The sequence below is a fragment of the Spirulina sp. CS-785/01 genome, from assembly GCF_028330525.1.
Lineage (GTDB): Bacteria > Cyanobacteriota > Cyanobacteriia > Cyanobacteriales > Spirulinaceae > JAQMSD01.
This window is the reverse complement of sequence record NZ_JAQMSD010000053.1, coordinates 19,718-43,907: the sequence shown is the minus strand read 5'-3', so window position 1 is coordinate 43,907 and position 24,190 is coordinate 19,718. Positions and strand designations below refer to the sequence as shown.

The following is a 24,190-nucleotide window of genomic DNA, read 5'->3' as shown; positions in this document are numbered from 1 at the left end:
GCAGACAACGGGCAAGCAACAGGTGATGAATTAGGTCATGTTTGAACGCTTCACAGAAAAAGCTATTAAAGTGATCATGCTCGCTCAGGAGGAGGCACGCCGCTTGGGTCACAATTTTGTGGGGACCGAGCAAATTCTTCTGGGCCTAATTGGCGAGGGAACTGGGGTTGCGGCCAAAGTTCTCAAGTCAATGGGTGTGAATCTTAAAGATGCCAGAATTGAGGTCGAAAAAATTATCGGTCGCGGTTCTGGTTTTGTCGCGGTAGAAATTCCTTTTACTCCCAGAGCCAAACGGGTTCTGGAGTTATCCCTAGAGGAAGCCCGACAACTCGGACATAATTATATTGGTACAGAACATTTACTTCTGGGCTTGATTCGAGAAGGCGAAGGGGTGGCCGCCCGCGTCTTGGAAAATCTGGGGGTTGACTTATCGAAAGTCAGAACGCAGGTGATCCGGATGCTCGGCGAAACGGCGGAAGTGACTGCCGGAAGCGGCAATCAAGGCCGCACCAAAACCCCGACGTTGGACGAATTTGGCTCGAATTTAACGGCCTTGGCCAGTGAATCGAAACTTGATCCCGTTGTGGGACGAGTCACCGAAATTGAACGGGTGATTCAAATTCTCGGTCGTCGGACTAAGAATAATCCGGTTCTCATTGGTGAGCCTGGGGTGGGGAAAACAGCTATTGCTGAAGGACTCGCTCAACGCATTGCTAATGAGGATGTGCCGGATATCCTCGAAGAAAAACGGGTGGTGACGCTCGATATTGGCTTATTGGTGGCTGGTACAAAATACCGGGGTGAATTCGAGGAACGGCTCAAGAAGATTATGGATGAAATCCGTTCGGCGGGGAATGTGATCTTGGTCATTGACGAGGTTCACACGCTGATTGGGGCGGGTGCTGCTGAAGGCGCGATCGATGCAGCGAATATCCTAAAACCCGCTTTGGCCCGGGGTGAACTTCAGTGTATTGGGGCGACAACCCTCGATGAGTACCGTAAGCACATTGAACGGGATGCGGCGTTAGAACGACGTTTTCAGCCCGTGATGGTGGGTGAACCCAGTGTAGAAGAAACGATTGAGATTCTCTACGGTTTACGGGAACGGTACGAACAGCACCACAAACTGAAAATTGTGGATGAGGCGTTGGAAGCGGCGGCGAAGTTATCGGATCGCTATATTTCGGATCGCTATTTGCCGGATAAGGCCATTGACCTCATTGACGAGGCGGGTTCACGGGTGCGCTTGATTAATTCTCAATTGCCTCCGGCGGCGAAGGAGTTAGATAAGGAACTGCGGCAAATTCTCAAGCAGAAGGATGACGCGGTTCGTTCTCAGGACTTTGATAAGGCTGGGGAATTGCGCGATCGGGAAATGGAAATCAAGTCGGAAATTCGCGCGATCGCCTCCGCCAAACAAAACGAAGGCGACAGCGAAACCGAAGGCCCCAACGTGGATGCCGAAGAAATCGCCCACATCGTCGCCTCTTGGACTGGTGTTCCAGTGAACAAACTCACCGAAACCGAGTCCGAGAAACTGCTCAACATGGAAGACACCCTGCACCAGCGACTCATCGGCCAAGAAGAAGCCGTCAAATCGGTATCTCGCGCCATTCGCCGGGCCCGGGTAGGACTCAAGAACCCCAACCGTCCCATTGCCAGCTTCATCTTCTCCGGACCCACTGGGGTTGGGAAAACTGAGTTAACCAAAGCCCTCGCCACCTACTTCTTCGGGTCAGAAGAAGCTATGATCCGTCTGGATATGTCGGAATTCATGGAACGGCACACGGTTTCCAAATTAATCGGTTCTCCTCCAGGATACGTGGGGTATAACGAAGGTGGACAACTCACCGAAGCGGTTCGTCGTCGGCCTTACACGGTGGTGTTATTCGACGAGATCGAAAAAGCCCACCCGGATGTCTTCAATATGCTGCTGCAAATCCTAGAAGACGGGCGTTTAACCGATGCCAAAGGTCGCACGGTGGACTTCAAGAACACCTTATTGATTATGACCTCGAATATCGGGTCCAAAGTCATCGAAAAAGGTGGCGGCGGTTTAGGTTTCGAGTTAGAGGACGACAAGACCGAAGCGCAGTACAACCGCATTCGTTCCTTGGTGAACGAGGAGTTGAAAAACTACTTCCGTCCAGAATTCCTCAACCGTCTCGACGAAATCATTGTCTTCCGTCAGTTAACCAAAGAGGAAGTCAAGGAAATTTCCGAGATTCTGTTACGCGAAGTCTTTACTCGACTCACGGAACAAGAGATCGCCCTCGAAGTTACCGACAAGTTCAAAGAACGGTTGGTTGAGGAGGGATATAACCCCAGTTACGGGGCGCGTCCGTTACGTCGTGCGATCATGCGTTTACTCGAAGACGTATTGGCTGAGGAAATCCTCTCTGGCCGCATTGCCGAAGGAGACAAGGCAACGGTTGATATTGATGAGGAGAACAAGGTGATCGTTGTTCCGAAGAAAGAAGACCAAATCTTGTTAGAGAAAAACTAATTTGAGTAGGACTGTAAGGTTCTGTTCAATGTCATTTTAAGCTGGGAAGGGATTAAGTTCTCTTCCCAGTTTGTTTTTGAGTTATTGAACCACAGAGACACAGAGGATACAGAGTAAATGCGGAGTATAAGCTCTTGAATGCACTTGCGGAAGACTTAGAAACGAATGGGTATGCGTTAGATATAGAAGGAACACTCTATCTTTATACAGAACGGGAAATGTGTACTGGGTGCGATCGCACCTTAGAGGATTTTCAAGAAAAGTTCCCGAATCTTGAAACCGTCGTCTTCTGGAAATATCTTTACCGCCAAAGCTAAATAGATCATTAACCAGTCTAGCAGGTGCTAGACTGGCTTACTCAAAATCGTGAGGTACAATAACAAACTTAAAATTTCCCATTGGTCATTACCCAGAATTTCAACTACCTGATTGGTTTGATAAGAATAGCCAACAGCTAAAAAACACACTTCAAAAAGTTTAGCAAGTTTTCTAACTATTAAGTTCTCTTTCTATGGCTTTCATGGTTTTATTCCATCTGTGTAATTTTTCCTCCCGATCTTGTAATTGTTGTGGTGATGGTTTTTGAAGACCAGTATTACGATCATATTGGTTATGAGGAGCAGGAATACCTATAAACTGGGTAACTTCTTCATTTGGGTAAATCCCTCTTTCTCTCAGGAATTTTTCACAAAAATATTGCCAAACGTATTGATGATCGTGAACCTCGCCTCCTAAAGAACGAATTTTTTTAATTGATAATTTATTTCCTTCAAAAAGGACTTGTTTTAGCTGCAAATATTGAGGATTATTAAAACTACTAAAAACACGAGTTTCACTTCCTCGTCCTCGGAAGAATTCTACAATACATAACTCGCCAAAATCAAAAACACAAACTTCTGTCATATCACTGCCATCTTCTTGGAGCAAACTAATATCTTGATGCTGAAAATTACGACCGAGTTTGGTTTGAGAGGACGGAGGAAGGAATATATGGATTCTTCTAAAGCGATCGCTATAATTACTCCAGAACTTAGAACGACTTCTTAATTGATTTATTTCCCATGGTTGAAGTGTTAGAATTCTTAATAATTGTTCAACTAAATCTCTAAAATAGCCATACTGTAATGCTCCCATCCAATTATTTAACGCTGTTTGTGCTGATACAGAAAGTTGCTCCCACCGAGAACCTCTAGTTGCACTCCCATAGTATTTTTGCAACCATTTAATTAACTGGGAAAAACGTACAGCTTTCTCTTTAGGGTAATGAAGAAGTAGGTATTCTACCTCTTTCACTTGTGCCTCATCTGATATTTCTGTGAAGCAATCTAACAATAAATTGACCTTTGATTGAGTGGGGTTAGACAACTGGGTAAACTGATGAATAATTTCTGTTAAAGTGGCTTCTGCAATTTGAAGGGTTTGAGGCAGTTTAGCCGATTTTAATAAAGTCTTGGGAAGTTGTAAATTTTTCCAACTGAGTCGAGCCATTTCTTGAATAGCTTCAGGTTTATCAGAAAATTTTTTAAGGATCAAGAGTATTTGGATAATCAAAGGAGTCGTTTTTGCAAAGTGATCTGCAAATTCTTGAAAACAATCAACAATTGAAGGAGCAAGAATGTCGGGTTCGTTGTCGTGATCATCCAAATAAACTGCTAAACGCCAAAATAATTGGAATTTAAGAACCTCATTAGATTGAGCAATTGTCCAAATTGAGCGAGCCGTTGTAATTTTGCGTTCATCACTTTGTTGAGTGTCCCATTGTGCTTTGCCATAAAAACAGTACACCCACTCTAAAATGGTAATATTTTCGGGTTTTCCTTGTTCAATATCTGCTATAATATCTTCAATTTTACGCGGTAAATTCGTTTCATTTTTAGGAACATCTCTAGGAAGCTCAGGGGTTGAAAATGAATTATTTTGACCGTAAGATGTAGCTAAGTTAATGAGCTCTTGACAGTTTGGCTCAGGCGTTAAAGGCAAATAAATTGAGCGAAATGTTAAAGTCATTATTCTTACTCTGATGCAGATGTTTAATTTTCAGCTTGCTTCTTAATGGATTCCCATAAATTTTGCTGTTTTAACTGAAATCGAAAAACAACTTTTCGATCTGAAGGCTGATCGCTTGTTTGATCTGCGTCTATTTCGCCACGACCTGCCGCTAGAAGTTTCTTGTTAAATTTATCTTGAGTTGCAAAATCAATAGATGAAATATAGTCCGCAACCGATACAGAACGTCTTAAACTGAGTTCCATATTATTTTTTTCTGTACCTTTTGAGCTAGTATGACCTTCGATAATGACACGAGTAATACTATTTTCAAATTTCTCATTAGAAAAAATGACTTGACTATAAACGGGAATAAAATTCCGTAGAAATTTTTTTCCTTGGGGTTTAAGTTCTGCACTTCCCTCGTCAAATAAGATAGCATCGGCAATACTTACATCTCCAGTTTTAGTATCAACCTTTAACTGATCACCACCGGGAACTTCTTCACGCAAGGTATTAAGAATTACAAGAGGTAAATTATCAAAGGCTTCTTGGTACTGTTTGAGTTGTACCATCACAGTGATAAAAAGGAGAGCAAAAAACATCAATAACCCCGACATTAAATCTCCAATGGATAACCAAATGCCAGAATCTTGCTCTTCTAGAATTTCATCCTGTAGTTCTACATCAGACCAATCACTCATGATGCTCGATTCCCGTTAGACATTTTTAACTCTTTTGCTGAAGCCACCAGATAATGGGACACATCCATTAATCCGTGAGAGGTTTGGTTCAGTTGATTACAAATATTAGCCGCAGCTAGATCAGCGTCTTTTAAGTTCGTCAGGTAGGCTTCATTGGCTTTTTCTAAATATTCCATTAATTGCTCATTGCCTTTTTGTAGAGCCTGATCAAATTGATTAGCTAGATGTTGATAAGAATGATCAATTTTTTGCGCTTCACTGCCGATTTCACGGATAATTTCTTGTAATTGTTGTAATCGTTCACCGGAAGTTAAGCCTGTTTGGTTAGCTAAATTATGAACCTTTTGAGTTGCATCCTGAATGCTCGTCATACTCTCTTTGATAGAATGACTCATCGCTTGTGCATCTTCTAGGAAGACTTCTTTAAGTTTCGTAATGACTTGCTCTAACTCCTCTCGTTGTTTGCGAAGGGTTTCTTCGAGTAAATTATTTTGATCCTCAAAGAATTTTTTGAGAGAGTCTTGATATTCAAGACGGAATTTTTCGAGTTCTTCTTGAACGGTGGTGCGAGTGGCTTGCAACATCCCGTCAATATTGGTTAGAGTCTCTAACAAGTTTTCTTTGGATTGGTTCATCAGTTGTGAGGCTTCTGTTCCCAAGGTTTCGAGGGTTTGGGATTGACTGATAAAGGCTTGGTTGGCTTGTTCAAGAATTTGCTGGGTACGAGTTTCAACACCAGTCAACATCTCTTGTTGCTGTTGTGCTTGAGTGGTGAGAGATTTTTCTAATTCTTCACGGATACCTCGGAAGGTGGTAGATGCTTGATCGGCACTAGCTGCGAAGGCTTCTCGCTGGGCTTCCATGCCTTGTGTACTTTCGGCAACGGCCCGTTGAATTTCGGTAGAAACTGTTCCTAATACTCCTTCGGTGTCACTCCGGAATTGTTCGAGAATTCCCTTTAAACTCTGGGCAAATTCTTTTAATTCGTTGAGGGTGTCGCCTTGGAAACGTTGGATAGTGGCGATCGCATCGGATAAACTGGTTGTAATCTCTCCCAGAGCGACTTTCAGTTCTTTAACCGCTTCTGAGGTTTCTTGGGTAAGACGCGCACTTTCATCGAGACGTTGCACAACAGGTTCGATTAATTCTTCCTTGAGTCGCGTCACGAGACGATCTACGGTTTGTCCTTGCTCTTGTTGGGATTCTCGCAGACTAGAGACTTCAGTTTGTAGGGAATTGAGGGTGGGAATAAATGTCGTTTCTAGGGAGGTTGCCACAGCTTGGCCAATCTCTTGAGCATTGAGTTGCTTTAATCCGGCCAAACTATCCGCCACATTTCCCAGTTGCTCAGCAGCATCACGAGTTGAACTGGTATCCATCCGCGAAAGAATGCGTCCGGGTGTTTGAAGCAAGGCGATTTTACTTAAATCCTTCCGTAGGCCATCCCGATGGAGTTGTCGTATTCTTGCTAACACTGCGAGGAGTAGCATAAATAGACTTGATGCTCCCAACCCCCATAATGAGGTGGTAAAGGCTAATTTCATACCTTCTAGGAGTTGAGTGCTACTTTTCAAGAGTGTATCGGCTTCTTGAATCTCTTTGAGATTAACGCCTTGTAAACCAAAATAAATGCCAGCGAATGTTCCTAAAACTCCTAATGCAGTGAGGAATGTGGGAGCAAAATATACGGGACTCCGTGGCACTGATTTCCCTAATATACTTGGAGAGTAGAGCATGACAAAACTCCCTCCCTCTTGTTTGGGAATAAAAGCAGAATCGTTCATTTCACCGTCAAAATGACGGACTAACCATCGAGTAATCTGTTCATTTTGGTTTAGGTTTGTCCCACCAGATTGTTGATATTTTTTAAGATATTGAATTCCCTTAGCTGTTGAGCCGCACTTAATGTTCCAATAGCGATAGAGTGAAATTACTTCAAAGACTACTCCTATGACTGTGCCTCCAATAATTATGTTAATAGCGACTTGGTTAATTATTTCTGGATCAATCATTTCTTTGTCCTCTATTTTAAACTTTTAAACTGTTCAATTTGTTCAGTGGTGAGGATTTTATTAGCTACTCGTACAGGCAAATGCGCTGCATCCTTACAACCATTTACTGCCTCTCTCAAACGTAAGCCATATAAGGGTTCTTCACTTTCTGTGTCTTGATCTAAGATGAGATAAACTTGGTGGGGTGCATAGCTACGAAGTAAGCGCATTTGTAACCGAGTTTTCATCTGTTGTAAGGATTTGGATATAGCGTAAATTTCCCCACACTCTGAAGCTATTTTCCAAGCATGATTGACTGCATGAATTTCTTTGACTAGCTGTTGCAGAGATGGGTTTATTAGGGATGTAATTGTGTCTTTCATTATTTACTATTTTTTTTTGGAGATATTTTTTTTAAAATTGATAAAATTAAAATAATGTAAAAAGAAAATTTAATTAATAGGTACAATTTGATATTTAAAAAGGTTTTCTCCAATTATAAATTCCACCTCGCTCAATAAACTTGTCTCTATTCCACTGTACTTGAGCAAATGCTGTTTCAACACCGACTTGTAAAATAGGTTGACTATATTCATGATAGCCTTTCGCATCACTAAAAAAACGTCCAATAGGATCAACCATAATATATGAGCCTTGCATCATTTGATTATCTTCTGCAACGATTTTGATTCCTTCTCTGAGTAAAAATTGATGTTGTTCAACAAACAAATTAAATTCCTTACTAGAGATTAAAAGATCATCTATCCTTTTATCGGTCTGACCTTGGACTGCTAATACCTGAAATATTTTCCATCTTTCAGGATTTACTTGTTGAACCAAGTCTGACATATCTTCTTGGTAGTTTAAGCGAGTAATAACAGTATTTAGCTTAACTCGAATTTTATATTCATGAAGGAGAGCAGCTAAATTTAGAGATTTTTTGACATGATTCCCTTTTCCTCTCCCTAAATGTTGAGATGTTATTTCACTACCTGAATCAATTGATAAGGCAACCCAATCAATGTAAGAAGCGTATTTTTGAATTAACTGGGACAGTTTTGCACCATTGGTCACAATACTTGTAACCAGTCCTAAATGTCGAGCGGCCACTAGAAGTTCACCTAAATATGGACAAAGCGTGGGTTCACCTCCAGCAAAGTTGATTTTTTGACACCCTGCTTGACGAAGCAATTTGAGCAATTGAAGTGACTCATCTAAAGATAAATTGCTTTTGATATCTGGCATCGTTTCATAACAAAATATGCAATTATAATTGCAATGTTTCCACAAATGAAAATTTACTGAAATTGGTTTAATTTGTTCGGGCGATGAACTGTATCTCATGGGTTCTGTTGTAATATTTTTCTAAAAAACTATTAAACTTTGCTGATAAACTGGTGTATGCTAAAACCTAATTTCTATTCTGATTCCTTTTTAGATGTAATCACTTCCATGGGACGCAGAACTTTATCTTCATAACAAAAGCCTTGACGGACAACTTTAGTAATTGTTTGATCATCTAGATCAGAACGCTCTTCACGTTCAATAACACGGCATAATTGAAAATCGGGTTCAGACCCATTAAGCTCTATCGGTTCAACTTTCCGCCGATGAAGTACCCCTAATAACTTTTTTTCTACAATTGAGAGAGATTTCGGTAAACGCTCAATAAACTGTGGAGGGAGTTCAGAACGCTCTCTCATATAATTGAGTAAAAATTCTATAGCATCAAAAACATCTAATAACTCTAAAAATAAGTCTTCATTAGCGGCTGTGGCTTGTGCTTTTTGTTCGCGCAACTCTCGTTGAAGTGCCATTTTTTCCTTTTCGAGAACGCCTAATTTATGGGCGAGTTGATCTCGCAATTCACTATTCAACTTTAATTGGGAATTGGGTTCATTATTGACCATTATTTTTAGGTTATTACTGACAGTTTAATCTTTATTGCTCTCAAAAGAGTTTTACTTTTTTTGAGTAGGCATTGCTAGAAAGAATTGAGACGGTGAAACGTTTTCTGAAGTTGGCTCTTTGGGTAGCTGAGGTTCACTATTGGGCATTTTGATGAGTAAAAATAAAATACTACCCACTAAACCTACCCAGAATAATACGCGAATTGCATCAACCAATAAATTTAAACTACTGACTTTTAATTCTGGTTTTTGATGTGGGATGAAGGATGATTCTTGCTGATTGTTTGTTTGCCCTTTAAAAACTGATAAGATGAATGAGACGGATAACTCTTGCTCGGATGGTAATTCTTGCGTTAGATATTCTGACTGAATTGAGTCTTCGGCTAAAGATGAGTCTATGTTTTGATAAGCATCTTGTAGCCAAGTTGAGATTTCTGCTTGGAATACTTCTTCATTAGCCCCAAAAGAACTAAGAAAAGATAATTCAGGTGTGGGACTATTAAGAGCAGAAAAATCCTGCCGCTTAAATCTTTGAATAGGAGGTAAAAGCGGTCGTAAATAATCGGCAATAATTCTTTTTTCCGAGTCCATTAAGACTTTCTGGGCTTCGGCAATATCTTTAAGCGGATACTCTTTGCGCTTCATGGCTATAGCCACTGCTTTAGTAATTTCCGCTTTCGATGCTCCTTGAGATACCCCAAGAATATCATAAGGATTCAGAGCCACTGGTTGATTGTTCACAAATAACCTCCTAAAAGTAATTAATCAGTCCTAAATCATAATAAATTTTTTGGTATTCGGGATGATGAGGACACAAGTCATAAATGAATTTCCCGATCTGATAAATAACTTCTGGTGGAATTCTCTTAGTTTTTAAGCCATCAATGAGATTAAGCATTAAAAAATCTGCTAAATAATCTCTAAGATATTCACAGCTAGACAACTTGGCATAACGCACTGCGTCTTCAAAGCGTTCTTGCTTCATTAAATTCTGGACAGGTTTGAATTCTTGACTGATGTTGTAAATATCTTGCACATCTTTACTATCAGGGCAAAGCTCGTAAGCCCAGTCCCCTAATTTAATGACTTCTTCAAGGCTAAAATCTCGCTTGCTAAAACCTTCTACAAAAATTTTAAGTACAATTTCAGCAACCGAAGTGCGAACTTGCTGATGATGAGATTTTTTAGCTTGTTGAACGACTTTTTCAAAGTTATTTCCTTTCATCAGTTTTTCAATCTTCTGAAGTTCTTGAGCTACTTCAATTCGTTCAGCGAGATCTAAAACCACAGGATTTTCAGCATCTATTTTCCGCAGTTTGTCTAGTTCGCGTGATGCTTGAGCTTCACTAATGTCATTTGCGACCAATTCTTCTCGAATCTTTTCAGCTTTATATTCTGCAAGATAACTTCTAGCTGATGGACTCCCTAAAAAGTAATACCAAAATTCCGCAAATGCTAAATGTTCTTTAAAATCAGAAATTGCGTAACGTTGTTTTTGGCAAAGTTGGTCTATTTCTTGTTTCCAATCCGTGTTTTTTTGAATTTCTTGACGAGCTTGTTTAAGTGGTGATATGGCATCTCGCCATTGTTGGTGTTGAAGATAATGCCGACCTTCATAGTAAGAAACCAATGCTTGGGCAAATTTTTCGGTGCTATGATTAGGTAGCGTTTTAGGTTTAATTTGCATCGCACGCTCTGTGTCTTCTTCTAGACAAGCAGCAACGGCTAATCCCCAATTAGTATAGAGGGATGCTACCGTTTTATCAGGGATGTTTATGTTAATTTGGGTAGAAATAGAGCTACGTTTCCAACACCCCGGAGTTAAAGATAAGTTGTTAAATTGTGGTGCAGAAATTGGGTTGGCTTTCAGAAAGCGAAGAGCAGCCATTTCTCGACGATAAATATCCCGGAAATGTAAATAATTTTTTAAGGGGGTATCTTTCAAAGCATCAATACTATCTTCTAATATTTTTTGGAGATGTGATGCAACGGTTTCTGATTCTGTGTTGATAAAGTTTCGCCAAGGTAAACTTTTTAAAGAAGGGTCTTTGTTGAGATTAACGATCGCGGTTGACCAAGAAACAATAAACCCCTCTAATTGAGTCCAATCGATTTGAGCATGATAGTAAGCTGCGATCGCCCAATTATGCAGAGACACAATATCCCGATTTGGTAGCCATTGATTTTCAGCAAATTTAGCAATTTCACCCCAGTCACCACTTTTCCAAACTGCTCTATCTAGACGAGGTTGAATATGTTTTGAGAGATTCCTTTCAACCTGTTCATCACTACCAAATTTCCGAAGATAGTCAGAACTCACATATTGAGCCTTGATTAAGCATTCATTATCAACCAATTGCTCAATTTCTTGTAACATGAGTAAGCGTTCTCGTTCCACGAAACGCCCCAAAAGCTCCCGTTGTGGTTTAACTTGAGGGTGAGTCAGTGATTGCCATTCCCGCTTCGCCTGTTGCCAATCACCTTGTTTGGCATAAGCAAATCCCCGAATATAGTTTCCTTTTTCTCCATTTACTTCTTTGATACAAGAAATGGCCTGATTCCACCGTTTCATTTGAATGGCAGCACTCCCTTTAGCAAGGCAAGATTCTTTAATATCAGGTAATAATTTTTGAACTTCTAGATACTTATAAAATGCTGTGTTGAAATCACCTTGTTTTTCTGCATTAATTCCAGCTTGAAAAAGTGCAATTCCTTGTGCAACTGCTTTTAAGTGGGCTAATAGTTTCTGTCCATCAGAACGCGGAAATTGAGATAACGCTGCTTCTAATACAGTGATCGCTTTTGTAAAGTTGCCTTCCTGAGATAGCTGATAGACTTCACTTAATGAAGATTCAAAACTCTTTTCTCGCTCTAGTTGAGTAGCAACATGAATAAGACCAGTCTGTACCTCATCAGTTGCAAAAATCCTTTCAGCTTCTTGGTAGTAGGAATAGGCTTGCTGGAAGAATTTATCTTGAGCGAGCTGTTTCGCTTCCGTGACAAGAGACTGATACTGCTGCCGCCACTGGAAAAGATTGTGACATCTTTTCATTGCTTGCTGAATTTGCCTATCTTCGTGCTTAGAATAGGCAGTTTGGTACAATTTTAAAGCATTAGAGAGTGCTTGTGGATTGGGTAAATATTCAGTTTCTGTCTCTAAAATTGAATTCGCAGACTGGATTAACTGTTCGACTTCCAGACGTTTCTTGTGCCACTCACCCAAGTAATATTGGACTTTTTGTAATAAATTACCTCCCCAAACCCGATAAAGAAAATGTTGAAAAATAGAGTGACAAGGAGACCAAAAACTTAGAATCTCTTCTCCTATCGCAATCGCTTCATTAAATCTTTTTTGCTGGGCAAGCTGTTGGGCGTGCTGGAATTGGGATTTTGAGTAAGAGGCTTGACGAGAGAGTTCTAAAAGCTCAACTCCTAATAAAAGTTTGCTTAAACCATTCAAAAAGTTTAACATCATGAGCAATTTTTCTCCAAGTTTGGGACGAATAATAGTTCACCAATTTTTAACGTATTTTCTCGACCTTGTAATTGAGGATTTGCATTGACAATGCGTGGCCATAAAGTTCCATTGCCATATAGCTTTAAAGCAATGCGCGATATAGAATCACCCCGTCTTACTTGGTAATAAAAGCCACCACAGGTGGGGGAGGATTGTTCATCGTTTGGGGTAATGGTTGGTAAGGGTGAAACTGGGTTGGGTGGAGAGACTAGAGAGGGTTGAGTCGGAGAATTGGTGGCAATGGAGGTGTCTTGTTGCTGTACATAAACTGCATTTCCCACTGCACCTACGCCAACTCCGAATAAGAGGAGGATGAGAGCAACAGCAATTAGTACCCAAGAGGTAAGTTTGGGAGGTTTGGACGGAGTAGATACAACGGGCAACTCCATGAGTTGACGGATGAGAGATAAATCCGTTTCGCAGTTGGGGCAAGTATTACCTTCGATTTGCGGACGATCGCAAACTGGACAAGTGAGAGAGGTTTTCATCGTGTGATTCCTGTAGCAATACTTCCAGTCGAGACTTCTTGATTGCTATATTTGAGAACATCGGGGACAAGTTCTTTCCAAAGTCGATTAGCTTCAGAACCATTCTGCGCTTTCATGGCCGCAACTACACGGGAGAATTTATCAACCATGACATTGGCGTGAGTAGGGTTCACGGTATGAGCAGTAGCGATCGCATCTTTAGCAGCCAAGAGCATCACTGCTTCTTCGGGCAAATTCTCGACTTCTTTTTCTGCGTCTTCGTTCAGTTTTTGAATAGCCGATAAATTATGGTTAGCGATCGCCTCCTTGAGTTGTTGAGTTAACTTTTCTATTCGAGTGCCTTGAGCATCAGGAAGAAGAAAGAAACACGCTTCTAGTAAAAACTCAAATTCACGCACGAATAAATTGGCTTTATCGTAATCTTCTGAAGCAAACGTTTTTAATTCTTGTAGCTTCTCTTGAGCCGCAGCAATACGATCCGTTTGTGGTTTATTATCCTGCCCCCGAATTTGGTTCGTTGCTGCGATCGCTGCTCCTGCAATTTCGTAAGCCCGTTGTACCCCGTGTTCAGTTAAATCCCCCTCTTCATTAAGTTGTTGAATAGTCTGCTCAACCTCCTTAGCCAGTTCTTCATCTTCTCCACCACGAGAGAAAGAACAACTGACTCGGACTGCCGGATTATTTTTGAGAGCCGCAGTAATTTGTAGAGAACCATTTTTTTCATCTAATTCTGCGGTGACGGAAACCTCTGTACCCCGTGGATAAGGGTGGTCTAAAGCCAACCACATTTCTCCAATCCGTTCATCCTGATTCTGCTTATCAATATTTTCTCTGACGCGATCCGGACTATAAAATTTAAAATGAATTAATCCTTGTCCATCAGCCTCTGTACGGAAAGTATGAGAGATAGTGACCGGAAGAATATCCCCTTGACTAATGAATTTATAGCGCGGTTCATCCACCAATTCGATAAAATAATCACGAGATACGGTAGAAACTTTTTCAGTTAATCCTGCGGCCACCATAGCTGCACCTTCTGCAACTGCATACATAGGACGAGGATGAACCACTACTTTATCAGCCCCAAATGCTTCGCGGACTTTTTGCTGGACTAAGGGGATTTGAGAAGACCCACCTACTAGCAAGACAATATCCACCATATCGGCAGGATATTCAGAATATTTGAGAGTGTCTTTACAAATTGCGATCGTCCGTTCAACTAAAGGCAAAATAATTGCTTCAAACTCTTGGCGCGTAATCTCCAACTCGATAGGAATCGTCATTCCTAGATCATCTAATAAAGGTGTTGAAGGTAAAATTCGAGCTTTATTTTGACGACTTAAATCAATTTTAGCTTGCTCTACCGTAGTTTTTACATCGGCTAAAAAGCGAACTCGATGATAATGGGGCATTTGCTCAATTAGCGCATCAATATTCTCCAGCCCTTCTTCCTGCATCACTTTTTGTTTTACCAATTCAAAGAGCTTTTGATCAATATCATCGCCTCCTAACCACAAATCACCAGCCTTCCCCGACTCAATGAATTGATTCCCTGATGCTGTAATTAAAGACGAGTCAAACGTTCCTCCACCGAAATCATATAATAAAATTGTTTGAACATCATCAGTGTTGGGTTTAAATCCATAAGAAATGGCTGCTGCTGTTGGTTCTGGCAGCAATTCTAATAATCCTAAACCGGCTCTAGTTACTGCCGTTTGTGTTGCTTCCCGTTGTTTATCATTAAAATAAGCTGGAATCGTCACAACACCGTGAGTAATCTTCTCTTTTTTCCCATTCTTTTTTTGATAAACTTGAGCGTTGTGGACTACCTTTTTTAAAATTTCCGCCGAAATATCTTCAGGCTGGTATTCTGAACCATCTAACCAAACGGCAAGACTATTATCAGTCCCCTTCGTTAATTGACTAATTTTGTATTCAAAACGAGATAATTGTTCTTGAACAACAGGTTCACTAAAACCTCGTCCCATCAAGCGCTTGATAGAAACAATCACTTTTTCTGGATGCTGACGCTGTTGATTATATGCTTTGTCACCTACTAAAAATTTGTCATTTTCTAAAGTCACTACCGAGCGTGTTAATTTACGATCTGGGGGAGAATTGTCTTCTGCTGTAACAACTTCCGCTTCATCACTCCATTTAAATGCTGTTACCGAGTTAGTTGTACCTAGATCAATTCCCACTACATTACCCATCTAACTTATCCTCATACTTTCGTGATTTTAGTAGTTATTGTTATCCTTGGCAGGATGAAATTTAAGTGCATTCTCGTATTTTCTGAAAATTTACGTAGTATCACCAAGCTCTAAGCCAGAAAATTTAAACCCGATTAATGATGATTTTTCTTCTTTCTATCTCAGTCTCTCGTAGATACAACAGGTTTGTCCAGTCCCAAAAAGTACAACTTTGTCCTTTGCATTGTCCAAATTTCTACACCTTGGGTTACAGTTTTATACAAAAATATACAAAATAGTCTGGAAGAATCTAAAAAAGTACGTTAAAATTTGGAAAAATCCTGTAGTGTCTATTCGGTATGAATCTTAAAGAAATATTAAATCTGGCGGATAAACTGGTGTATGCTCAGACTGATCAGCATCTGAATGATTTGCAAGAAGCGATTTTGCGGGGGACGTTGGAACATAAGGCATATAAGCAAATCGCTAAGGAATTTAACTGTTCTGAGAGCAGTGTGCGGAATATGGGGTCGGAGTTATGGCGCGTTATTTCTGAGAAAGTCGGTGAAAATATTAGTAAAAAGAATTTTCGTACTGCGATGGAAAGATTGCAGAATGCTAATAGTCTAAACCTGGATCAAGATATTGCCGCTAACGGTAGTTTGAATACCTGTGGAGATAAGACCCCCCCACTCGATACACCCCATTGGCCTTTATCCCATGAGGAAGAAGTTAGTCTAAGTGAACCTAAACCCGTTTACTATGATTTAAGTCAGATGCCAGACTTGGGGGTGTTCTATAATCGCACCTCGGAACTTAATAAGCTAAAAACTTGGATATTACAACACCAAAGTCGTCTTGTTAAACTGACTGGGATGAGTGGGGTGGGGAAAACAGCGTTAACGGTTAAATTGATTGAGGAGATTAAGGATCAGTTTGAATATGTTATGTGGTATAGTCTCGATCCCTTAACTTCTGTGAGTGAGTTTAAATCTTACTGGAAAACGGCTTTTTTTTCGCCCACTTCTTCAAGACATTTACCTTATCAGTCTTTTACCAAGTCTTTACAAGCTCATCGCTGTTTGGTGGTGTTTGACGATCTTCAGAATCTTTTTGAAAGTGGTAAATTGGCTGGTAAATATAAAGTTAATTATCAAGAGTATCGTGCATTCTTTAAAAAAATTGAAAGATTAAACTCTCAAAGTTGTTTTATTTTAATTGGTTGGCAAGTTCCCAAAGAGTTAAATCAAAATAAGCATAATCATTTTCTGCCTAATTATAGTTTACAATTAACCGGATTAGATTTTGAAACCAGTTGTAAAATCTTACAAGATTATGGTTTAACAGAAAGTAAACAATGGAAAAATTTGATTTGCTCTTGTGGAGGAAGTCCATTATGGTTGAAGATTATTGCTAATCTCATTCACGAATTGGGAGAGAGTGTGATTGAATTATTAATTGATGATACTCAACCTTTACCGGAAGATTTACAGGATATAGTACAGCAACAGTGCGATCGCATCTCCAAGAGTGAAAAAGCAGTCCTATCTTTATTATCTCAAACTGATAAACCAATCAGTTTGTCAACATTAAAAGAAAATTCTTCCTTAGCCACGTCAGATTTAATCAATGCACTACAATCCCTCAGCAGACGGGGTTTTTTAGACAAGGACGATCAGTGGTACAGTTTACTCCCAGTGTTAAACCGCTATTATAGACACCGCTAATGAATTGATATTCAATCTGCTTGATTGGTATTAAATCCATTTATTATAAGCCCTAAAAAACTTATGACCCAAGGATCAGGGGGAAGTTGGGTTACACTGCATTTCACCCAACCTACCCGTCTATCTATCTCTCACTTATTCCATAAACTCCCCTTGATACCGCAACACAGTATTCCTTAACAACATGGCCACCGTCATCGGTCCGACTCCACCGGGGACTGGGGTGATATAACTGGTTTTATCCTGAACGTTGGGGAAATCGACATCACCCACCAGACGACCTTTTCCGGTTTCTGGGTTGGTGACACGGTTAATTCCTACATCAATCACCACTGCCTCTGGTTTTACCATGTCTGCTGTGATTAAATCCGGTTGTCCCGCAGCGACCACTAAAATATCTGCCTCTTTGGTTAAACTGCCTAAGTCCCGTGTATAAGAGTGGGTGACAACCACCGTGCTATTCTGTTCCTCAAACATCAATGACAGGGGTTTACCCACTAAAATACTACGCCCCACAATGACCGAATGTTGACCGAGAAGGGGGATATTATAGTGTTTGAGGAGCTTCATTACCCCTGCCGGGGTACAACTGCGGAGTCCGGGTTCTTCTCGGACTAAATGCCCTAAGTTGAGGGGATGCAGTCCATCAACATCCTTGTTGGGATCAATTTCGTGGAGGAGGGCAACCCCATCTAGATGCTCGGGGAGGGGAAGTTGGACTAGAATTCCATCGACTCGTTCATCGTGGTTCAGTTGGTGAATGGCTTTGATGAGTTCGTCTTGGGTGATTTCTGTGGGAAAATGGCGACCAAAGGAGGAAATGCCGACTCTAGTACAGGCCCGTTCTTTATTGCGGACGTAAGCTGAACTGGCCGGGTCTTCGCCGACCATCAAAACGGCTAAACCAGGAGGTCTGCCTTTTTCCGATTTTAGGGTTTCAATGTTAGTCTTGAGTTCTTGCTGAATCTTTTGGGAAAGACCTTTACCATCGAGAAGGGTTGTCATAAAACGTGCCGATTGAAATCGTAGCTTTTGGATTCTACAAGGAAAATCATGCGCAGCGCGAATCTTCTTATACTACTTTTACTTTTGGGCAGTCTCTGGGGGTGTTCGGGGGGACTGGGTGAGGTGACAACGGAACAGGTGACGGAACAGGTGGGCCAACCGATTACAATTAGCGGGGAGGTGGTGAAACAGGCCCCGTTTGGACAGGGAGGGGGGTATCAGTTGGCCGATGAGGAGGGAATGGTTTGGGTGATGACGGAGAGGACGTTGCCTGGGGTGGGGGATAGGGTTCAGGTGACAGGAGAGGTGCGAGAGGAGATGATTGAGGTGGATGGTCAGCAGTTACGGGATATTTATATTCTGGAGAGTGAACGGTATGAGTTATGAACGACAGGTGGCGATCGCAATTCTCTATCAAAAAGGTCGTTTTTTAATGCAGTTACGAGATAACCTCCCCCACATCCCCGCAGCCGGGTGTTGGGGGTTCTTTGGGGGACACCTCGAACCTGGGGAAACCCCCGAAGAAGGACTGCAACGGGAATTACAAGAGGAAATTAACTATACGATACGCAAACCCCCCATTAAACTGGGTGAGTTTCCCAATGAGGAACATCAGTCCTTACGTCATGTTTTCGCTGTTCCGTTACTTGTTCCCCTCCATGAGTTACAGTTAAATGAAGGATGGGATATGGCCTTGCTCTGTCCCGAAGATATCGTCAAAGGAGAATTTTACTCCCACAAAGCCAGACAAATTCGACCGTTGGGCTTCGCTCATCGGAAATTTTTGCTAGATTTAATAGAGAGTAATCTCGTTGATTGGCAATGCTAATTTATGGCCAACTCGCGCTTTCGGTCCAGCGTCCAAAAAATCCGGTTTCCTTGGCTATTTTCCTTAGCGAAGGGGGAAGGGTTTTGCTGTCAGGGGACATATAACTAACAATTGCAGTTTCAGCAATTGTTGGAGATGAAAGGGAAAATACTAAAAAAAATTGCAAACTTTCATTATAACACGGTTAAACTCCATTGTCTAGTCTCTCGTCAAAAAAAGGATTTAAACTGGCAACAAAACCTAATCCCTGTGAACAATCCAGTCACGGGAGACAATGGTAAAACTGGCACGACAGCATCGGTCATCTTTCCGTAGGTTGGTTAACCTCAAAACGCAGGGGGTGTATCACCAGTTTAGTCAATTCACCGTATTCCGTTTTGGGGGGTAGTTTAGATGAACCTCTCATCCCTAACCCGGAGAGAGTTTGGAAAAACTTTAGTTTTTTCATCCAGACCAACCCCATAGAATATAAAGCAAATTGCCTTGGTTCATATCATTTGTTAGCCCACTGTTCCATGAACAATACGTCTCAACCCCGACCCTTTTTTGCTAAACGTTTCATCCCATGCCATCCAATACAGTGTCATTCAGCCAAGTCACATCCCCAGTTTGATTCAGCGATTTTGAAGTTACTGGGCCAAAGTGCGCTTCTCCTAGGGAGACGCTGCGCGATCGCAACCCTAGCCGCCACCGGACTAGCATTATTGGGGACTCCCACCCCCGAAGCAGTCGCCCTAGAAGATAGCCCCAAAATCATTGTGGATGAAGTCTGGCAAATCGTGAATAACGAATTTGTCGGTCGTGACTTTGACCAAGAAGACTGGCAAGTGAAACGGCAAGAACTCCTCAGTGAGGAGTATAGCAGCCATAAAGATGCCTACAGTGCCATTCGAGAAGCCCTCCGTGATCTCGGTGATCCCTATACCCGCTTTCTCAACCCCGAACAATTTGCTGATCTCACCAGTCAAACCACCGGAGAACTCTCCGGCATTGGTCTTCGTTTGGTGGTGGATGAAAGCAACAGTGTTTTAACCGTCGTGGAAGCCTTAGACGAATCCCCGGCCAAAAGTGCCGGAATTGAACGAGGCGATCGCATTTTAAAAATCAACGGCCAACACACCTCCCTGATGACCGTCGAACAGGCCGCCGAACTACTACAAGGAGAAGAAGGAACAGAAGTCACCCTCCAACTCACCCGGCCCAACCAAGGACTCTACGAAGTCACCCTCACCCGGGCCCAAGTCGAAGTCCCCGTCCTCCATGCCTCCATTAAAGAAGAAGACGGAGTGCGCGTAGGGTACTTAAAACTTGATGAATTTAGTTCCCACGCTGCCGAACAAATGGAGAAAGCGATCGCAAGGTTACAATCCCAAGATGTCCAAGGATTCGTCCTGGACCTGCGAGGCAACCCCGGCGGCCTTCTCTTTGCCAGCGTGGACATTGCGCGAATGTGGATGTCCCAAGGCACAATTGTCCGCACCGTGGACCGCCTGGGAGGAAACCAAGAATATTCCGCCAATAACACCGCCCTCAGCGACCTCCCCTTAGTAGTTCTCGTAGATGGGAACTCCGCCAGTGCCAGCGAAATTCTGGCCGGAGCATTAAAAGATAACAGTCGGGCCACCATTGTGGGGACCAGAACCTATGGGAAAGGCACAGTGCAATCTGTTCACTCCCTTTCCGACGAGTCCGGCTTGGCCGTCACGATTTCTCGCTACTATCCACCCAGTGGAGTTAATATTAATGGACAAGGGATCGCCCCTGATATTGAACTAAACTTAACCCACGAACAACAACGCTTATTACGGTCTAACCCTAGTGCCTTCGGGACTGGACAAGACCCCCAATATCGCCAAGCTCTCAATGTCCTAGAAAGTCGGGTGTTAGGAGAAAGTATTCCCAGCGAACCCGAACCGATTAGTATTCGCCAACTGTTAGAAGAGGAACTTCCCAGCGAGGAGCAATAATAGAGGATTTTCTCCTATGCTTCCGGTTTAGGGAGTATAGAGAAGGAAGGGTGATCAAGAAAAGGAGCGATCGCACCGTTCAGAGTAAAGGCTTTGGCCTTTATCAAGGCAGCGATCGCTTTTTCATTTGCGCTCGTCTGATAGTTGATAATTGATAAACCACAAAGACACAAAGGACACAAAGCAGTAAGTCGAATGGCAACAAATAACAAATAACAAATAACCAATAACAAATAATCAAAAACAAACAACAAACCATGCCAGAGCAGGAACTTAACCCAAAAAGAAAAAACAGCAAACTGATCAATTTGCTGTTATTAGCGGTTTCTGCCACCACCTTTAGCATCTTTTCCCTCACCCTCGGCACATCCCTCTTTCTCTCCCATGCCGGAGTAGAATACTTGCCCTTGTCTTACCTCATGATGGGAGTTGCCGCATTTCCCATTTATACTGGCATTTCTCGTATCGTTGATAATACCAGTCGTCCCCGCTTATTTCGCTACTTACTCATTGGGGCCACCCTGTTAGTTTTAATCCTGCAAAGACTCTTATTTCTAGATACCCTCCCCATTTACTTTGTCCTGCATATTGGGGCTTATATTCAATGGATTTTAACCCTAGAAGTCCTCTTACCGAGTCTTGTCACCGATTATTTCACCACCCTCGACTGGAAACGCTACACCCACTGGTTACGCATGGCCATGGCCATTGGAGGACTCTTGGGGGGAGGACTGGCCAGCATTTTAGCTCAACCGCTTACCAATGAACAAATGTTATTGGGATTGCCCCTATTGTATGGGATCACCTTTTTGCAACTTTGTTATCTAGAACGGACAATTACCCCCATTGCACCAGGTTATAGTGAGGAAAAGACGAAAACCCAACTCAGTTGGCGGAATTTACCCCAACTGCTGAAACAATATCCGGTTATTTTCTTTTTAGCCGGGAGTACCAGTCTGTTTATTCTGCTCTATATTACGTCAGAATTTCTCTACCTACGCATCTATGCCGAAGCCTTTACCGATGATCGCAGTTTAACGCGCTTTTTAGGGCTGATGCGGGTGGTTAACAACCTGTTACCCCTTTTTGTCCTCTACTGCGTCACCAGACCCCTTTTAAAGCGGTTTGGGGTAACGCGGATGAACTTGGTTTACCCCTTCACCACCTTACTGAGTTTTGTGGGGTTGGCGTTGCAGTTTAACTTAGTGATGGGGGTATTGGCCAATTTAAATAACGATGGCTTAGATGATAGTACCAATCAGCCCATTCATAACTTGAATTTTAATGCCGTTCCTTATCGGTTAGTGGGACAAGTTCGCGCGATCGCCAATGGTCTTTTTTATGCGTTAGGGTTAGCCTTAGCCGGAATCTTGTTGGGAGTTGTGCGACAATGGCTAACTCCCGTAGAAATTGCCCTCGTTGGGGTAGTCTTGAGTGGCTTATTTTTGCTAGTGCGGTATGGCATGAGCAAAAGTTACTTAGCCTCGCTACTCTCCTTATTACGGACAGGTTCAGTACAATGGGAAGATGTCAGCGAAGGACTACGCCACCTCCCCACCCCTTACACTGGCAATGTCCAAGACTTATTAATCAGTCAAGATCGGGATCAGCAAATTTTAGGATTAGCCTTAGCCTCCCGGTTAGACAACCCCAAAGCCATTTTGCCCTATCTTGATCCCCTATTTATCTCTGCCGATAGCCAAATTCATCAGGGGATCATTCATTTTTTCCGCAAATGTCATCATTCCGACCTACAAAATTATCTCCTCCAACAATTAAAAATTCCCGATACCCCCCGGCAATGCGTCGCCTTAGAAGTCTTGATTGCGACTCAATATTCCTTTACCGATCAGCAACTGCGGCGTTTATTAGATACCTCTAATCGACAACTGCGATCGCTCACTTGTGTAGCAGCCACCGCCGTCGAAAGCGAAGACCCCAACATCCAAGAAAGCTGTACCCTCTTTTGGGAAGAAGACCTCGAACCCGACCTAGAATTAGCCGTCATTCGCGCCATTCGCACCACCCGCAACCGCCGCTTTATTCCCCTCCTACAACAAATCGTCGCCAACGCCTCCATACAAGTCATGCGAGAGGGGTTAGACACCTTAGCCTTATTAGCCCGACCTGGAGAAAGCCCTTTAGCACAAATGGCCGTCAGCAAATTAAGCAGTTTTGACCCCCTCGTGCGGGCCGTCGCCCTAAAACTGGTCGGAACTGTCCGTAGTCCCCAATTCTTACTCGATGTGGCCGTCGGATTAGAACATCGTAACTTAGCCGTCCGACTGTGGGCTGCCAGTGCCTTAGCCAACTATGGCGAACAAGGGCTATCCGTCGCCAAAATTTATCTAGCCTCTCGACGCTTTGAAGTCGTAGATATGGCCATTGCAGCCATTGCCAAAGTCGGCACAAAACGGGCCGTCGATATCCTCTACAACTTCGTCAAACCCGACTTACAACTCTTACCCCAAACCCAGCAATGGCTCGAACAACTGCCCCCCTACCCCTCCGAATGGCGGTTTGTGCGCTTAATTCTCAACGACTTCCACCAAACCCTCATTCACCGCATTTTTTACATTCTCTCTGTCATTGACCAAGAAGGAACATTCCGAGAAATCCGGCCTATTTTACAGACCGGAGTGCGGGGAAAATCCCCAGATCGCCGTTTACGGGCCAATGCCTTAGAACTCTTATCCACCTTTGAACATCGGCGGTTTGTCTTACCCTTACTCCCTCTCTTAGAAAACCCAGACCGAGACCCCCCAACAGAAGTCCCCCCCAGTATCTCCCAAGAGAATTTACTCTTAACCCTCCTCAAAACCAAAAATCGCTGGATTCGCTTGGCGGCCTTATGTGTCCTCTCTCACCGCCAACAAGCAGTCCCAGAATTTCTGCTCAATGATTTTGATCCCTTAGTCCAACGGGTGGCGGTGTCCCTCTCCACCGGACAACAAGAAGAATTCCCAGAGCAAGATTGGTTTATTTCCCAATTATTTTTCTTAAAAACAACCGCCTTATTTCAACATTTATCCTTAGATGAGTTAGAAGTCATTAACGGAGTTTTTAATCAAAAAGACATCCATGCCGGAGAGATAATTTGTTCCGGAAAACGGGGATTAGAACTCCTGCACGTCATTTATCGGGGAACAGTCTTATTAAAACCCAGTGATGATCCCCTTTTAGTGGAAGTAGGAGTCGGACAAGATTTTGGCGGATTAGCCTTTATTGAAAATCAAGTCACTCCCTTTACCGCTATTGCCAAAACCGATTGTAGTCTCTTAACTCTTTCCCCCCGTAAGTTAGATGTCTTGGTCGATCAATGTCCTCGGTTATTGTGGTGTTTATCCCAAGGAAGTATGCGTTGACAT

General features: G+C 42.4%; 18 protein-coding genes. 7 read left to right on the top strand and 11 right to left on the bottom strand.

Going from position 1 to position 24,190, the window contains the following annotated elements; genetic code table 11:
* Positions 1 to 37 precede the first annotated feature (37 nt).
* Both PN462_RS02870 and PN462_RS02865 read left to right on the top strand, forming a co-directional pair.
* Complete coding sequence (locus tag PN462_RS02870) at positions 38 to 2,506, top strand: ATP-dependent Clp protease ATP-binding subunit (protein ID WP_272126422.1); 2,469 nt, start codon at positions 38 to 40, stop codon at positions 2,504 to 2,506.
* Between the two features lie 83 nt (positions 2,507 to 2,589).
* Entirely contained in the window at positions 2,590 to 2,823 is a 234-nt protein-coding gene (locus PN462_RS02865; protein WP_272126432.1) for a deaminase domain-containing protein, read from the top strand.
* Between the two features lie 172 nt (positions 2,824 to 2,995).
* Here the strand turns inward: PN462_RS02865 and PN462_RS02860 are convergent, their stop codons facing one another.
* The 10 genes from PN462_RS02860 to PN462_RS02815 all read right to left on the bottom strand — a co-directional run bounded on the left by PN462_RS02860 (position 2,996) and on the right by PN462_RS02815 (position 15,315).
* Positions 2,996 to 4,513, bottom strand: coding sequence for an EH signature domain-containing protein (locus PN462_RS02860; protein WP_272126420.1), 1,518 nt, complete (start codon positions 4,511 to 4,513; stop codon positions 2,996 to 2,998).
* A 23-nt stretch (positions 4,514 to 4,536) separates the two neighbouring features.
* Complete coding sequence (locus PN462_RS02855) at positions 4,537 to 5,196, bottom strand: OmpA/MotB family protein (protein ID WP_272126419.1); 660 nt, start codon at positions 5,194 to 5,196, stop codon at positions 4,537 to 4,539.
* Positions 5,193 to 7,208: a hypothetical protein gene (locus PN462_RS02850; protein WP_272126418.1), complete on the bottom strand. Its 2,016-nt coding sequence runs from the start codon at positions 7,206 to 7,208 to the stop codon at positions 5,193 to 5,195. The genes PN462_RS02855 and PN462_RS02850 overlap by 4 nt, the downstream gene beginning before the upstream one ends.
* Before the next feature lie 11 nt (positions 7,209 to 7,219).
* Positions 7,220 to 7,570 (bottom strand): hypothetical protein, encoded by a 351-nt coding sequence (locus tag PN462_RS02845; RefSeq protein WP_272126417.1) that lies wholly within the window; start codon positions 7,568 to 7,570, stop codon positions 7,220 to 7,222.
* Between the two features lie 94 nt (positions 7,571 to 7,664).
* Entirely contained in the window at positions 7,665 to 8,531 is an 867-nt protein-coding gene (locus tag PN462_RS02840) for a viperin family antiviral radical SAM protein (protein WP_272126416.1), read from the bottom strand.
* 74 nt (positions 8,532 to 8,605) lie between these two features.
* Entirely contained in the window at positions 8,606 to 9,097 is a 492-nt protein-coding gene (locus PN462_RS02835) for a nucleotide exchange factor GrpE (RefSeq protein ID WP_272126415.1), read from the bottom strand.
* A gap of 51 nt (positions 9,098 to 9,148) precedes the next feature.
* Entirely contained in the window at positions 9,149 to 9,838 is a 690-nt protein-coding gene (locus PN462_RS02830) for a hypothetical protein (RefSeq protein WP_272126414.1), read from the bottom strand.
* A 10-nt stretch (positions 9,839 to 9,848) separates the two neighbouring features.
* Positions 9,849 to 12,572, bottom strand: a complete 2,724-nt coding sequence (locus PN462_RS02825) for a hypothetical protein (protein WP_272126413.1) — start codon at positions 12,570 to 12,572, stop codon at positions 9,849 to 9,851.
* The gene (locus PN462_RS02820; RefSeq protein WP_272126412.1) at positions 12,569 to 13,102 is read right to left on the bottom strand and encodes a LysM peptidoglycan-binding domain-containing protein; all 534 of its coding nucleotides are present in this window, start codon (positions 13,100 to 13,102) and stop codon (positions 12,569 to 12,571) included. Before PN462_RS02820 ends, PN462_RS02825 begins: the two co-directional genes overlap by 4 nt.
* Entirely contained in the window at positions 13,099 to 15,315 is a 2,217-nt protein-coding gene (locus PN462_RS02815; protein ID WP_272126411.1) for an Hsp70 family protein, read from the bottom strand. The genes PN462_RS02820 and PN462_RS02815 overlap by 4 nt, the downstream gene beginning before the upstream one ends.
* A gap of 338 nt (positions 15,316 to 15,653) precedes the next feature.
* Between PN462_RS02815 and PN462_RS02810 the strand changes: the two genes are divergently transcribed.
* A complete protein-coding gene (locus tag PN462_RS02810; protein ID WP_272126410.1) occupies positions 15,654 to 17,021 on the top strand; it encodes an NB-ARC domain-containing protein in 1,368 nt (455 codons plus the stop codon).
* 135 nt (positions 17,022 to 17,156) lie between these two features.
* On the opposite strand, the gene folD is transcribed toward PN462_RS02810, so the two are convergent.
* On the bottom strand, positions 17,157 to 18,026 hold the full coding sequence (gene folD / locus PN462_RS02805) for a bifunctional methylenetetrahydrofolate dehydrogenase/methenyltetrahydrofolate cyclohydrolase FolD (protein WP_272126408.1): 870 nt from the start codon (positions 18,024 to 18,026) through the stop codon (positions 17,157 to 17,159).
* A 48-nt stretch (positions 18,027 to 18,074) separates the two neighbouring features.
* Here folD and PN462_RS02800 point away from each other — a divergent pair, with 48 nt between their 5' ends.
* The 4 genes from PN462_RS02800 (at position 18,075) to PN462_RS02785 (ending at position 24,187) form a co-directional block, all read left to right on the top strand.
* Positions 18,075 to 18,413 carry a hypothetical protein gene (locus PN462_RS02800; RefSeq protein ID WP_272126406.1) on the top strand — a complete coding sequence of 113 codons (339 nt, stop codon included), beginning with the start codon at positions 18,075 to 18,077 and terminating at the stop codon, positions 18,411 to 18,413.
* Positions 18,403 to 18,855 carry an NUDIX hydrolase gene (locus PN462_RS02795; protein WP_272126405.1) on the top strand — a complete coding sequence of 151 codons (453 nt, stop codon included), beginning with the start codon at positions 18,403 to 18,405 and terminating at the stop codon, positions 18,853 to 18,855. The genes PN462_RS02800 and PN462_RS02795 overlap by 11 nt, the downstream gene beginning before the upstream one ends.
* Before the next feature lie 623 nt (positions 18,856 to 19,478).
* Positions 19,479 to 20,822 carry a carboxyl-terminal processing protease CtpB gene (gene ctpB / locus PN462_RS02790; RefSeq protein ID WP_272126403.1) on the top strand — a complete coding sequence of 448 codons (1,344 nt, stop codon included), beginning with the start codon at positions 19,479 to 19,481 and terminating at the stop codon, positions 20,820 to 20,822.
* Positions 20,823 to 21,079: 257 nt separating this feature from the next.
* Positions 21,080 to 24,187, top strand: a complete 3,108-nt coding sequence (locus PN462_RS02785) for a hypothetical protein (protein WP_272126401.1) — start codon at positions 21,080 to 21,082, stop codon at positions 24,185 to 24,187.
* Positions 24,188 to 24,190 lie beyond the last annotated feature (3 nt).